This window comes from Synechococcus sp. PROS-7-1 (genome assembly GCF_014279795.1).
Lineage (GTDB): Bacteria > Cyanobacteriota > Cyanobacteriia > PCC-6307 > Cyanobiaceae > Synechococcus_C.
The window spans coordinates 2404280-2417665 of the sequence record NZ_CP047945.1; the positions used below are offsets into that span (position 1 = coordinate 2404280).

Below are 13386 nucleotides of genomic sequence, written 5' to 3' on the forward strand. Positions count from 1 at the left end.
TGACTCATAGGGATCAAAGAGACTCCCTCAATTGATGCAATGCCGCCTCTAACGCGCCAGCCAGTGCAGCCCCATCACGGCCTCCAGCCTGGGCCAGGTTCGGCCGACCGCCACCGCCGCCGCCACAGAGCTTGGCGATGCCACCGATGAACTTGCCGGCCTGCTGGCCTTGGGCAATCACCGCCTTGCCGAAGGCCGCCACCAGGATCACCTTGCCCTGATCGGCAGGATCCGGCAGACCACCCAGCACCACTGCAGCACCATCACCGAGTTGATCAGCAAGGCTCTGCGCAGCCCCCTGCAGCCCAGTGCCATCCACACCATCAAGCCGCTCCACCAACAGCTGGAAGTCCCCCACAGCTACCGCCTTCGAGGCCAAGGCTGCTGACTTGGCCACCGCCAGCTCAGCCTGCGCCGCGGCCAGCGCCTTGCCCGTGGCCTTGAGCTCGTCCTGCAGGGCCGTCACCCGTTCGATGATCTCGCCGGGTTGGGCCTTGAAGCGCTCACCCAGCTGCTTCACCACCGCATCACGCTCATTGAGATAGGGCAGCACCGCAGCACCAGCCACGGCCTCGATGCGGCGAATGCCGGCGGCGACACCGCTTTCGCTCACGATCTTGAACAGGCCGATTTCCGCGGTGTTGGCCACATGGGTGCCGCCGCAGAGCTCCATCGACACCCCAGGCACGTCGACAACACGCACCACATCGGCATATTTCTCACCAAACATCGCCACCGCGCCGGCGGCCTTGGCCTTCTCGATCGCCATCTCCTGAACCTCAAGCGCATGGGCATCGGCGATCCAGCCGTTGATCAAGCTCTCAATGCGCTCCAGCTCTTCGGCAGTGACGGCGCGCGGGCAGTGGAAATCGAAGCGCAGGCGATCAAAACTCACCAGAGAACCGGCCTGACCGATTCCGGGATCAACCTCCTGTTTGAGCGCTGCTTGCAACAGGTGCGTGGCGGTGTGATTGGCCTGGGCCCGGCGGCGGCAGGCACGATCCACCCGGCCATGCACCACATCGCCCACCGCCAGCGCACCACGCTGCACACGCCCGCTGTGGACAAACACACTGCGATTGCGGCTCACGGACTCGACCATCACGATCAGGCCATCACCGGCCTGGCCATCCGCCACCAGGGTGCCGCGATCACCGATCTGGCCACCGCCTTCGCCATAGAACGGCGTGACATCCAGCACCACCTGAACGGCATCACCAGCGACAGCCGTCTGCGCCGGCTCACCGTTCACCACCAGGGCCTGAATGCTGCTGCTCTGTTCCAGCTGCTCGTAGCCCCGGAATTCGGTGTCTTGCAGACCTGCAGCCACCTGATCGATCGCGTCTTGGAGGGTGAGATCAATGCTCACTGCGGCCGCTTTCGCACGCTGGCGCTGTTGCTCCATCGCCGTCTCAAAGCCGGCAAGGTCCACCGCCAGGCCGTGCTCTTCAGCGATTTCCTGGGTGAGCTCCAGGGGGAAGCCATAGGTGTCGTAAAGCTCAAAGGCCTGCTCACCACTGATCTGCTTCGGTTTGGCAGCCAGCACATCCGCGAGCAACTTCTCGCCACGTTCCAGCGTTTCCAGGAAACGGGCTTCTTCCCGTTGCAGTTCGGCCAGGATCACCTCACGACGCTCGCTCAGCTGCGGGTGGGCGGATTGCATCAGGGCGATGGAGGCCTCACCCATGGCCTGGAGAAAGGGCTTGTCGATACCCAGGAGGCGGCCATGGCGCACCACCCGGCGCAGCAGGCGCCGCAGGATGTAGCCGCGGCCCAGGTTGCTGGCGGTGACGCCATCGCTGATCAGCTGGGTGACCGCTCGGCTGTGGTCACCGATCACCTTGAGCGACGTTTTGCCCTTCTCATCGAGCTGGTGGTAGTCCACACCGGCCCGATCAGCCGCCGCCTGAATCAGCGGGAAGATCAGATCGGTTTCGTAATTGTTGGGAACCTTCTGCAGGATCTGCGCCATGCGCTCCAGCCCCATGCCGGTGTCGATGTTGCGGTTCGCCAGCGGCGTGAGCGTGCCCTCCGCATCGCGGTTCGACTGCATGAACACCAGGTTGTAGAACTCGATGAAACGGTCGTCGTCTTCCAGATCGATGCCGTCGTCGCCCAGTTCGGGCTTGAAGTCGTAGTAGATCTCCGAACAGGGCCCACACGGTCCGGTGGGACCGGAGGCCCAGAAGTTGTCTTCCTCATCCATGCGGATGATCCGCTTGGGGTTCACTCCAACCACCTCACGCCAGATCTGCTCCGCTTCGTCGTCGTCGCGGAAGACGCTCACCACCAGATTCTTGGGGTCGAGCCCGAACACACCTGTGCTCAGCTCCCAGGCCCACTCGATTGCCTGTTGCTTGAAGTAATCACCAAACGAGAAGTTGCCCAGCATCTCGAAGAAGGTGTGGTGCCGGGCCGTGCGCCCCACGTTCTCGATGTCGTTGGTGCGAATGCACTTCTGGGAGCTGGTGGCACAGGGGGCTGGACGTTCCTGCTGGCCGAGGAAGATCGGTTTGAACGGCAGCATCCCCGCGATCGTGAGCAACACCGTGGGGTCTTCCGGCACCAACGACGCGCTGGGCATGCGCTTGTGGCCGCGCTCCTCAAAAAAGGCCAGAAAGGCTTCTCGGATCTCCGCACCCGTGCGGGGACGCGCTGCATCGGTTCGCGACGATCGTGCAACAGCCATGGCGAGTTCGGGCTCGAAAAGCGGGTCCAGCAGCCATGATCGCCTTTCAGCCGCCGATCACGTTGGCCGACAGCAGCGCGGAAAGCAGCAAAGAATTAAACCGGGCGAACCTGCGCTGGCGCTCGGTGTGCTGGGCCCTGCTGGCCGGACTCAGCGCCGGACTGATCAGCCTCCCCTTTGGTCTGGAGCAAGCGGTGCGATCCACAGGCTGCGGGCTCTTCTATGGGCTGCTCGCCTTTCACCTCGAACGGGTTGATCCAGAGGATTCCCACCTGCAAGCTGGATTAGTGGGCGCGATCTGCGGGGTGCGCAGCCTCGGCATGCCCCTTCCGCTTCCCTGGGGGGGTTCAGGCGCCCTGGCATCATTAGTGACGGATCTCCTCGTGGGGTGGCTGCCACTGATCGGCAGTGCGCTCCTGCTCCACGGAACCCAACGCATGTTGTCTGCGTCGCGGCCATGAGCCTGCTGCACGCCACCTGGCTACCCGCCATTCGCACCCCCAGCAGCTCCGGACGAGCTGCCCTCTTGGTGTGGGCTGACACCTGGCGTGTGGCCGAGCCCCTCGGCCCCGGAGCCACACCCGCCCTTCATCCCTTCACCCTGAGCGCGGAGGATCTGCGCGCCTGGCTCACAGAACGCGATCTGCTACCCGACGGCATCATCGACGCCACCGCATGCCTCACCCTGCCGAGCCGCAGTGTGAAACCACGACGGCCCCGGGGCTCGGCTGCCGCCACCCCCCCAGCAGAGGAGCAGCCCCCCTGGTGCGGGCTGCCGTTGCAAGCCGGCGAACCGATTCCGAAAACCACCGAGTGGTGGCCTTGGCAGGTGCAGGGGCTGGCGATCGAACCGATGGCGGCCACAGCATGGCTGGCCAAGCTTCCTCTCTCTGGCCATCACCCCGACCTGGCCGATGAGCTGCGCTGGTGGAGTCATATGCAGCGATGGGCCCTCAGCCTGGTGGCCCGGGGGCGCTGGCTGCCCCAGGTGGAATTAAGCCGGGGCGAAGGGTATCCCCACCGCGCCCGCTGGGTCCCGCTTCTCAACCGTGAGGACGACCGGCGCCGCCTGGAAGACCTCGCCGCCCGTCTGCCCCTGGTGGCCACCTGTGCACTGCCCTGGAGAGAGCCCACAGGCAAACGCAGCAATCGCATCACCAGGCTGCGCCCAGAGGCCATGCGCGCTGCCAATCCCGTGGCCTGCTGTCGTCCCCGCAGCGGTCGCTTGCGGGTGGCCACGTTGCTGGAAGATCTGGTGGATGCCCAGCTGCGCAAGGGCTTCCATCCCGATGACGAAGGGCTCGACCCCCTGCTCTGTGCCTGGGAAAACGCCCTGAGTTCAGAGAACGGGGTGATCGATCTGAACGACGAAGATGCCGAACGACTGGCCACGGCCAGCCACCACTGGCGCGAGGGAGTCGCTGGCAATGTGGCGGCAGCCAGGGCCTGCCTTGAACTCGCCACCCCCAACGACGGTGAGGACCTCTGGGATCTGCGCTTCTACCTGCAGGCCGAAGCCGATCCAACGCTGAAAGTACCGGCCGGAGCAGCCTGGGCCGCTGGACCCGAAGGCCTTCAACTCGGAGAGATACCTGTGGAGCATCCCGGCGAGGTGCTGCTCGAGGGCATGGGTCGCGCTCTCACGGTGTTCGCACCGATCGAACGGGGCCTAGACAGCGCCACGCCGGAAGCGATGCATCTCACCCCTGCGGAAGCCTTCGTGCTGGTGCGCACCGCCGCCCGTCAACTCCGGGACGTGGGCGTTGGTGTGGACCTCCCTCCCAGCCTCTCGGGAGGCCTAGCCAGCCGCCTCGGTTTGGCGATCAAGGCCGAGCTTCCCAAACGTTCACGAGGCTTCACGCTCGGAGAAAATCTCGATTGGAGCTGGGAGCTCATGATCGGCGGCGTCACCCTGACGCTGCGGGAGCTGGAACGGCTGGCCGGCAAGCGCAGCCCCTTGGTGCGCCACAAGGGAGCCTGGATCGAACTCAGGCCCAATGATCTCAAGAACGCAGAACGGTTCTGTGCCGCCAACCCTGATCTGAGCCTGGACGATGCCCTTCGCCTCACGGCCAGCGAAGGGGACACGCTGATGCGCCTCCCCGTGCATGCGTTTGATGCTGGCCCTCGCCTTCAAGGGGTGTTGGAGCAATACCACCAGCAGAAAGCACCGGATCCGCTGCCTGCGCCCGAGGGCTTCTGCGGTCAGCTTCGGCCCTACCAGGAACGTGGCCTGGGATGGCTGGCCTTCCTGCACCGCTTCGATCAAGGAGCCTGCCTGGCCGACGACATGGGCCTGGGCAAAACAATCCAGCTTCTGGCCTTCCTCCAGCACCTGAAGGTGGAGAAAGAACTGAAACGGCCGGTGCTGCTGGTGGCTCCCACATCCGTGCTCACCAACTGGAAGCGGGAAGCCGCGGCCTTTACCCCCGAGCTCGCGGTCCATGAGCACTACGGCCCCAAGCGTCCCTCCACCCCTGCGGCACTGAAAAAAGCCCTGAAAGACGTTGACCTGGTGCTTACCAGCTACGGGCTCCTGCAGAGAGACAGTGAGCTGCTTGAGAGTTTCGACTGGCAGGGCACCGTGATCGATGAAGCCCAGGCGATCAAGAACCCTTCGGCCAAGCAAAGCCAGGCCGCCCGTGATCTGGCTCGAACCCGCAAGGGCTCCAGGTTCCGCATTGCCCTCACTGGCACACCGGTTGAGAACAGGGTGAGCGAGCTCTGGGCCCTGATGGATTTCCTCAATCCGAGCGTGCTTGGGGAAGAGGAATTTTTCCGGCAGCGCTACCGCATGCCGATCGAGCGCTACGGCGATATGTCGTCCCTACGCGATCTCAAATCGCGGGTGGGACCGTTCATCCTGCGGCGCTTGAAAACCGACAAGGCGATCATCTCCGACCTCCCCGAAAAAGTGGAGCTGAGTGAATGGGTGGGTCTGAGCAAGGAACAAAAATCCCTGTATGCAAAAACCGTTGAGGACACCCTCGATGCCATCGCCCGAGCCCCCCGCGGCAAACGCCATGGCCAGGTGCTGGGACTGCTGACGCGCCTCAAACAGATCTGCAATCACCCGGCCCTGGCCTTGAAGGAAGACGAGGCAGGCGACGACTTCCTGCAGCGATCGGTGAAGTTGCAGCGGCTCGAAGAGATTCTCGAAGAGGTGATTGAAGCGGGGGATCGAGCCCTGCTCTTCACCCAGTTCGCGGAATGGGGGCATCTGCTGCAGGGCTACTTGCAACGCCGCTGGCGCAGCGAGGTGCCGTTCCTGAGCGGCAGCACCAGCAAGGGAGAACGCCAGGCCATGGTGGATCGCTTTCAGGAAGACCCGCGCGGCCCCCAGCTCTTCCTGCTGTCCCTCAAGGCTGGCGGTGTGGGATTGAACCTCACCCGGGCCAGCCACGTATTCCACATCGACCGCTGGTGGAACCCCGCGGTTGAAAACCAGGCCACTGACCGTGCCTACCGGATTGGCCAGACCAACCGGGTGATGGTGCACAAGTTCATCACCAGTGGCTCAGTGGAAGAGAAGATCGACCGGATGATCCGAGAGAAGTCCAGACTGGCGGAAGACATCGTCGGTTCCGGCGAGGAGTGGCTCGGCGGCTTCGACATGGGCCAACTCAAAGAACTGGTGAGCCTGGAGGACAACGAGACGCGCAACCCATGACCATCACCCCCTCCACTCCGGGCATCAACACCTCCCTCGGGGACGACGGCCTCGGCCAGCAACCCTGGTGGGTGGAACAGTGGATGGAGCTGATCAACTCTTACCGCTTTAAAAAACGCCTGGAACGCGCCTGGGCCTATGCCCGGGAGGGGCATGTGACCTCGATTCGCTTCGAGGGGCGACGGGTGCATGCCCGCGTGCAGGGCACCGGTGAAGACCCGTACAAGGTGAAGCTCTGGCTGGATGTGCTCAGCGACGAGGACTGGGGCTACGTGCTGGAGGCTCTGACCCAAAAGGCGCGCTGGTCCGCCCAGTTGCTCGCCGGCATCATGCCGTCCGACATCGAGCGTGCCTTTGCCGCCAGCGGCCGGCGTTTGTTTCCCTTCAAGCTTCAGGAGGTGCGCAGCGAGTGCAGTTGCCCCGACAAAGCCAATCCCTGCAAACACATCAGTGCCGTGTATTTCCTGATGGGGGAGCGGTTCAGTGAGGATCCGTTCGTGCTGTTCCAGTTGCGGGGACGCACGCGGGCCAAGTTGCTGGAAGACCTAGCCGAACATCGGCTGCAGGCTCTCAACACCAGGCTGGCCAGCGATGAGCAAGACAGCGAAGGCGCCACCACTGAAGCCGTCACGCCAACGGCCGACGCACCGCCGCCTCCCCACCCGGCTGTTCTCGATCCCACGCTCTGGTGGCGCTACGACGCCAGCCTTGACGGTGATCTTGTGGTGATCACACCGGCCATGGAGGGCGACACCGGCCTCGATGCGGCCGGGGATCTCCCTCTGGCCGAAGAACCGCGCTTTCCAGAGGCGCGGCCACGCTTCCTCTCCCATCTACGGGAGCAAGGACAGGCGCTTGCGCAACGGGCCATGGTGGAAGCCATGACAGCAGGTGACTGAAACCGCCCCCTGGCAGACCCTGGAGATCCAGGGCCTCGTGACGATTCTTCTGCTCTCCCATCGGCGTGCCTTCGACAGCCCCCTGCTGGCCAGCGACCGACCGGGAACATCCCGGCGCCTGAGCGCACAGGAGCTCTTCAACAGCAGCATGGCCGTGCTGGCTCACGACAACACGAGCGACCCAGCCCTGACCTATGCCAATGCCACCGCCCTCAAGCTCTGGCAACGCACCTGGACGCAGATGATCGGCATGCCCTCGCGCCTGACCGCAGCGCAGTCGGAACGGCGGGAACGGGCGGCCTCGCTCAAGCAGGCTCTCGCACAGGATGCGATCAAGACCTATACGGGCCTTCGCGTGGATCGCCACGGGCGTCAATTCATGATCCGCAACGCCCGAATCTGGACGCTTTGGGATGAGGAAGGACGTCGTTGTGGCCAGGCGGCAGCGTTCTCCAGTTGGTGGTGGCTGTAATCAGCTCACTCACTGTTCGGTTCACACGACATCCCAGTTGTGACAACCGAACTGAGTGGTTTAGACCGTACAAAAAAGGACGGTTCTCACCCTGATCAGATTGATCAACCACACGCAGATTGTCGTTGCGGGTGATGCAAACACCCACCACATACCATTCCTGAGGAGTCACTCATGATCACCCTTCGTCAATCACCATTCGATCTCTTTGAACGGCTGGACCAGCAGCTGTCGCAGGCTGAGCGTGTTCCAGCAGCAGAGATCCACGAAACGGCCGATCACTACACCGTGCGCCTGGAGCTGCCTGGAGTGAGCCGCGACTCGATCGACGTCAAAGCCACCGATCGCACCCTCAGCATCAGTGCCGAACGCCGTCGTCCCGAGAGCACGAACGCCGCTGATGAAAACGCAAGCGACGAAACGGCCCGGCTGAGCGAGTTCCGCTACGGCACCTGGAGCCGCAGCTTCCGTTTCGGCCAGGGGTTAAACCGGGATGCCGTTCAGGCCAGTTACCGGGATGGCGTCCTGGAGATCACTGCCGCCAAGGTCCAAAGCCACACCAGCGTGACGGTGGCAGTGGACGCCTGAAGCGGAAACCTGAGGTGAAGGCCAGAGAACGAGAAATCCAAACCCCCATCAGCCGATGGGGGTTTTTTTGAGTGTCAGCGCGTCAGGGACCAACCGAGAAACAGCAGGCTGAAACCGATCAAAAACACCAGGCCGAACCAACTGAGGCCGCGCATCAAAGGACCATCGCGATGGTCTGGTGCCACGAGCTCACAGTTCATCGTGTCCATGGCCATCCAGGCGAACACCGGAGCCGCCAGGAAGCTGCCCGTCATCGCCCCGAACACGAAATCCTTCACACCGATGCCACCGCTGTAGGCCCAGAGCAGCGCCGCCAGGGCCGCCAACAGATGGAGACCAATCCAGAGTCCGAGACGGCGACGCTGGGGCCCGGGAGCGGCATCGCCCCGGTCCACTCCCTGCAAGAGCCCCTGAATCGCTGAGATGCTGCGGGGGTAGGCATCCAGGCAGGTCAACGTGGTGCTGAACATGGCGGCGAACGCGGCTGGAACGATGATCCAGGCCGCCCAGGAACCCATCGCCTCGGTGTAAAGGCGGATGAGGTTCTGAGCAAACGCAACGCCACTGCCCTGGAAGAGGCCGTCACCGCTTCCATACATGGTGTAAGCACCCAGGATCACGAAAAACACTGCTGTGAGCACCGTGATGCCATAACCGAGATTGAAATCCGTTTCCGCTTCTTGCAGCGAAGCGGTGTGCTGGCTGTCACGAGCGCGGGAAAACATCCAGAGCGACGGCCACACGCACATTTCCACAGGCCCTGGCATCCACCCCATCAGGGGGATCAGAAAGCCAAGATCAGCCATCTGCCAGGGCGATGGATCGGCCGCCAGCCAACTGGACGCCACATCCCCTGCAGGGCCCCGCACCAGCAACGACATCGCCGCCACTCCCGTGAGCAGGGTGAGCAGGGCCACCAGCAGCTTCGAGAGCCGATCCAAAACCTTGTAGTGACCCATGAGCAGGATCAACCCGCAGCCAGCCAATACGGCGATCGCCAGGGCAAAAGGGTCGAACTGGGCCAAAGCCGGCACATTGGTGAGCAACAGGCCGGCCACAAAACTCACTGCAGCAATCGTGAACGTGCCCGTGAACAGACTCACCAGCAGATACACCGGCAGGTAGGTCCTGTTGCGCTGCTGGAATCCCTCCAGCAGCGAGAGACCGGTTGCGGCCGTGAACCGGCTGCCCACCCTGAGAAAGGGGTACTTGATCAAGTTGGTGAGCAGGATCAGGCCCACGAGAGCAAAGCCGAAACGGGCCCCTGCCGTGGTGGACGACATCAGGTGGGATCCGCCGATGCAGGCCCCCGCAAGCAGGATCCCGGGACCGATGCTGCGCCGCAATCCGGAGATCGCGGCAGCGGCGCTGGAGGTCATGACAGCAAATCGCACTGCGTGCCATCTTCCAACCCGGAGTTCTTACAGTCGAGAACCGTCGTGTTTGCTGCCATGGCCGCCTCCACTCAGGCCGTCGCCGGACGTTTGAGCCTTCAGTGCCAGACCATCGCATCCGACAGCACAGCCATCCGTTCCCTTGACTGGGATCGCAGCCGCTTCGACATCGAGTTCGGCCTCCGCAACGGCACCACCTACAACGCCTTCCTGGTGCATGGCGAGCGCACGGCGCTGATCGACACCAGTCACGCCAAATTTCGGGACACCTGGCTTCCCCTGCTTCAGGAGCAAGTCGACCCGCAGGCGATCGACCATCTGATCGTGAGCCATACGGAGCCCGACCACTCCGGCTTGATCGCTGATCTTCTCGATCTCAATCCCGAGATCGAAATTGTGGGCTCAAAGGTGGCCCTCCAGTTTCTGAAGGATCAGGTGCACCGTCCGTTCCGCTCCCGCGCCGTGAAAAGTGGCGACAGCCTGGATCTCGGAACAAACCCCGAGAGCGGAGTGGAGCATCGCTTCGAGTTTCTCAGCGCTCCCAACCTGCACTGGCCCGACACGATCTTTTCCTTTGATCACGGCAGCGGCATCCTCTACACCTGTGACGCCTTCGGCTTGCACTACTGCTCAGAGGATCTTTTCGACAGTGATCCCGGGGCCATCGCACCGGACTTTCGCTTCTATTACGAGTGCCTGATGGGTCCCAACGCCCGCAGCGTGCTCCAAGCGATGAAACGCATGGATGGACTGCCGGCGATCAACACCATCGCTGTAGGCCACGGGCCACTGCTGCGGCAGCACGTCAGTCACTGGCTCAATGACTACCGGGAATGGAGCAGCCAGCGCAGCAAGGGCGACAGTTATGCGGCGGTTTGTTACGTGAGTCAATACGGGTTCAGTGATCGCCTCAGCCAGGCCATCGCCCATGGCATCGGCAAGGCCGACGCCCAGGTTCAGCTCGTTGACCTGCGCGCAACCGATGCCCAGGAACTGTCGGCCCTGGTCGGAGAAGCCAAAGCGGTGGTCGTTCCCACCTGGCCAGCCGAACCAGATGCGGAGCTGCAGAGCAGCATCGGCACCCTGCTGGCGGCCCTGCACAGCAAGCAGCTGGTGGGGGTGTACGACGCCTTCGGCGGCAATGACGAGCCGATCGATGCCGTGGCCGATCAGCTGCGGGCTCAAGGCCAAAAAACGGCCTTTGCTCCCCTACGCATTCGTCAGCTCCCTTCAGGTGCGGATTACCAACGCTGCGAAGAAGCTGGAACCGATCTCGGACAACTGCTCACTCGAGAGAAAACCATCGCAGCCATGAAGAGTCTCGATGGTGATCTGGACAAGGCCCTGGGCCGTCTCAGCGGTGGGCTCTACGTGGTGACTGCCAGTCAAGGGGAAGGTGAAAGCCTGCGGCGCAGCGCCATGGTGGCCAGCTGGGTGAGTCAGGCCAGCTTCTCGCCACCGGGGATCACTGTGGCGGTGGCCAAGGACCGGGCAATCGAAGCGCTCATGCAGGTCGGTGATCGCTTTGTGCTCAACATCTTGCGCGACGACAACCACCAGCAGCTGATGCGGCATTTCCTCAAGCGCTTCCCGCCTGGAGCCGATCGATTTGCAGGGGTGAATCTGCTTGAGCATGAGGCCAAAGGCGGACCAGTGCTCGGTGATGCACTGGCCTATCTGGGATGCCGGGTTGAACAGCGGCTCGAAGGTCCAGACCACTGGATCATTTACGCCGAGGTGGAGCAAGGCAATGTGGCCGATGCCGACGCCACCACAGCGGTGCATCACCGCAAAGTGGGGAATCACTACTGATGGCAACATCCGTGTCTCCCGCTGCGGCCAGCGCGGAGCGGCAGATGATCACACTGCCGATCGCCGACGGCCTCACCTGCTTTCGCGGCTTGAGCCCCAAACGCTCGCGGTTTGAGCTGGAGTACGCCCTGGAACGGGGAAGCACGGCCAACAGCTTCCTGTTCGCAGCCGGTGCTGACACGGCAGGTGTCCCGCAAGCCGCCGTTCTGGTCCACCCACCGGGAGCGGCCTACGCGTCCGTCTTCCTGCCGGTGCTTCACCAAGCCCTGCCAGATCCCTCGTCCAAACTGGTCGTGGTGGTGGGTCATGTGAATCCCAACCGCGTAGCCCTGCTCAGGGATCTGGCCTCGGCTTATTCAGGCCTGGAACTGGTGGCCTCCAATGCAGGAGCAAAGCTGCTGCGGGAGTTATGGAGCCTGCGCCGCCCACCGGCCCCCGGTGATGAGAACCCCCAGCCACCGCTGCCGGATCTACCGGAGATCAAGGTGATCCGTCAGGAGCAGACGCTGCCCGTGAGCCACGGTCATCAGCTGCATGTACTTCCAGCCCCGACCCCTCGGTGGCCCGGTGGACTGCTGGCCTTTGAGGAGACCCTCGGATTGCTGATGAGCGACAAGCTCTTTAGTGCCCACATCTGCACGTCGGAATGGGCCGAGTTGAACCGCAGCGAGACCGAGGAGGAACGCCGCCATTTCTACGACTGCCTGATGGCATCGATGGCCAGCCAGGTGGATGCCCTGGTGGAGCGCCTTGAGGAACTGGACATCCGCACCGTGGCTCCCGGCCATGGGCCGGCGATCGACACCAGCTGGCGCAGTCTGTTCAACGACTACCGGCGCTGGGGGGAAAGCCAGCAGCAGGCCTCGCTCTCGGTCGCTCTTCTCTTTGCCAGTGCCTACGGCAACACCGCGGCCATCGCCGATGCCCTCGCCCAGGGCGTCAGCCGAACAGGGGTACGCGTCACAAGCCTGAACTGCGAGTTCACCCCAGCAGATGAGCTCGTGCGCACGATTCAGACGGCCGATGGCTTGCTGATCGGCTCCCCCACGCTGGGCGGTCACGCCCCCACGCCGATCGTCTCGGCCCTTGGCACCCTGCTGGCTGAAGGAGACCGCAGCAAGCCCGTTGGTGTGTTCGGCAGCTTCGGCTGGAGCGGCGAGGCCATTGACCTCCTGGAAACCAAGCTCAGAGACGGTGGGTTCCGTTTCGCCTTCGAGCCGATTCGGATCAAATTCAGTCCTGACGCTGCCACCGTGCGCACCCTCGAGGAAACTGGAACGCGCTTCGGCCGTTCCCTGCGCCAGGAACAGCGCAAACAACAGCGGCGCGGTGGTGGTGGTCTGCGTGAGAGTCGCAGTGACCCGGCAGTGCTGGCCCTCGGACGGGTGGTGGGCTCCCTTTGCGTGCTCACGACGCGCAAGGGCTCTCTCAGTGGCGCCATGGTGGCCAGCTGGGTGAGTCAGGCCAGCTTTGCGCCTCCGGGGATCACTGTGGCGGTTGCCAAAGATCGGGCTGTGGAGGCCTTGCTACACAAAGGCGATCGCTTTGCCCTCAACGTGCTGGCGGAAGGCCGGGAGAGTGGGCCGATGAAGCAGTTCCTCCAACCCTTCGAACCCGGAGCCGATCGGTTTGAGGGACTTGAGCTGCAGTCGAGTCCCTCCGAGCAACCGCTTCTTCCCGAGGCCCTGGCCTGGATGGAGGGGGAGGTGAAACAACGGATGGAATGCGGCGATCACTGGCTTGTGTATGCGGAAGTTCTCCATGGGGGCTTGTTTGACAGTGAAGCCAACACTGCTGTGCACCATCGCCGTAGTGGCGCAAATTACTGAGCCTGGCCGGATGAAATCGGGCAGGCCTTGGCA

At 63.2% G+C, this 13386-nt stretch carries 9 protein-coding genes; 7 read left to right on the forward strand and 2 right to left on the reverse strand.

The features are described from left to right. Positions 1-13: 13 nt before the first annotated feature. Positions 14-2689 carry an alanine--tRNA ligase gene (alaS, locus tag SynPROS71_RS13020; RefSeq protein ID WP_186595626.1) on the reverse strand — a complete coding sequence of 892 codons (2676 nt, stop codon included), beginning with the start codon at positions 2687-2689 and terminating at the stop codon, positions 14-16. A 35-nt stretch (positions 2690-2724) separates the two neighbouring features. Here alaS and SynPROS71_RS13025 point away from each other — a divergent pair, with 35 nt between their 5' ends. From SynPROS71_RS13025 to SynPROS71_RS13045, 5 genes are all read left to right on the forward strand, one after another. Beyond that, positions 2725-3150 (forward strand): hypothetical protein, encoded by a 426-nt coding sequence (locus SynPROS71_RS13025; RefSeq protein WP_186595628.1) that lies wholly within the window; start codon positions 2725-2727, stop codon positions 3148-3150. Continuing rightward, positions 3147-6359 carry a DEAD/DEAH box helicase gene (locus SynPROS71_RS13030; protein WP_186595630.1) on the forward strand — a complete coding sequence of 1071 codons (3213 nt, stop codon included), beginning with the start codon at positions 3147-3149 and terminating at the stop codon, positions 6357-6359. The genes SynPROS71_RS13025 and SynPROS71_RS13030 overlap by 4 nt, the downstream gene beginning before the upstream one ends. Beyond that, positions 6356-7258, forward strand: coding sequence for an SWIM zinc finger family protein (locus tag SynPROS71_RS13035; RefSeq protein WP_186595632.1), 903 nt, complete (start codon positions 6356-6358; stop codon positions 7256-7258). The genes SynPROS71_RS13030 and SynPROS71_RS13035 overlap by 4 nt, the downstream gene beginning before the upstream one ends. Further along, the gene (locus tag SynPROS71_RS13040; protein ID WP_186595634.1) at positions 7251-7730 is read left to right on the forward strand and encodes an MEKHLA domain-containing protein; all 480 of its coding nucleotides are present in this window, start codon (positions 7251-7253) and stop codon (positions 7728-7730) included. The genes SynPROS71_RS13035 and SynPROS71_RS13040 overlap by 8 nt, the downstream gene beginning before the upstream one ends. Before the next feature lie 174 nt (positions 7731-7904). Next, the gene (locus tag SynPROS71_RS13045) at positions 7905-8318 is read left to right on the forward strand and encodes an Hsp20/alpha crystallin family protein (protein ID WP_186595636.1); all 414 of its coding nucleotides are present in this window, start codon (positions 7905-7907) and stop codon (positions 8316-8318) included. A 74-nt stretch (positions 8319-8392) separates the two neighbouring features. On the opposite strand, the gene SynPROS71_RS13050 is transcribed toward SynPROS71_RS13045, so the two are convergent. Next, complete coding sequence (locus SynPROS71_RS13050) at positions 8393-9697, reverse strand: NRAMP family divalent metal transporter (RefSeq protein WP_186595638.1); 1305 nt, start codon at positions 9695-9697, stop codon at positions 8393-8395. A 72-nt stretch (positions 9698-9769) separates the two neighbouring features. Between SynPROS71_RS13050 and SynPROS71_RS13055 the strand changes: the two genes are divergently transcribed. Beyond that, positions 9770-11524: a diflavin flavoprotein gene (locus SynPROS71_RS13055; protein WP_186595640.1), complete on the forward strand. Its 1755-nt coding sequence runs from the start codon at positions 9770-9772 to the stop codon at positions 11522-11524. Beyond that, the gene (locus SynPROS71_RS13060; protein WP_186595642.1) at positions 11524-13353 is read left to right on the forward strand and encodes a diflavin flavoprotein; all 1830 of its coding nucleotides are present in this window, start codon (positions 11524-11526) and stop codon (positions 13351-13353) included. The genes SynPROS71_RS13055 and SynPROS71_RS13060 overlap by 1 nt, the downstream gene beginning before the upstream one ends. Positions 13354-13386: the final 33 nt, after the last annotated feature.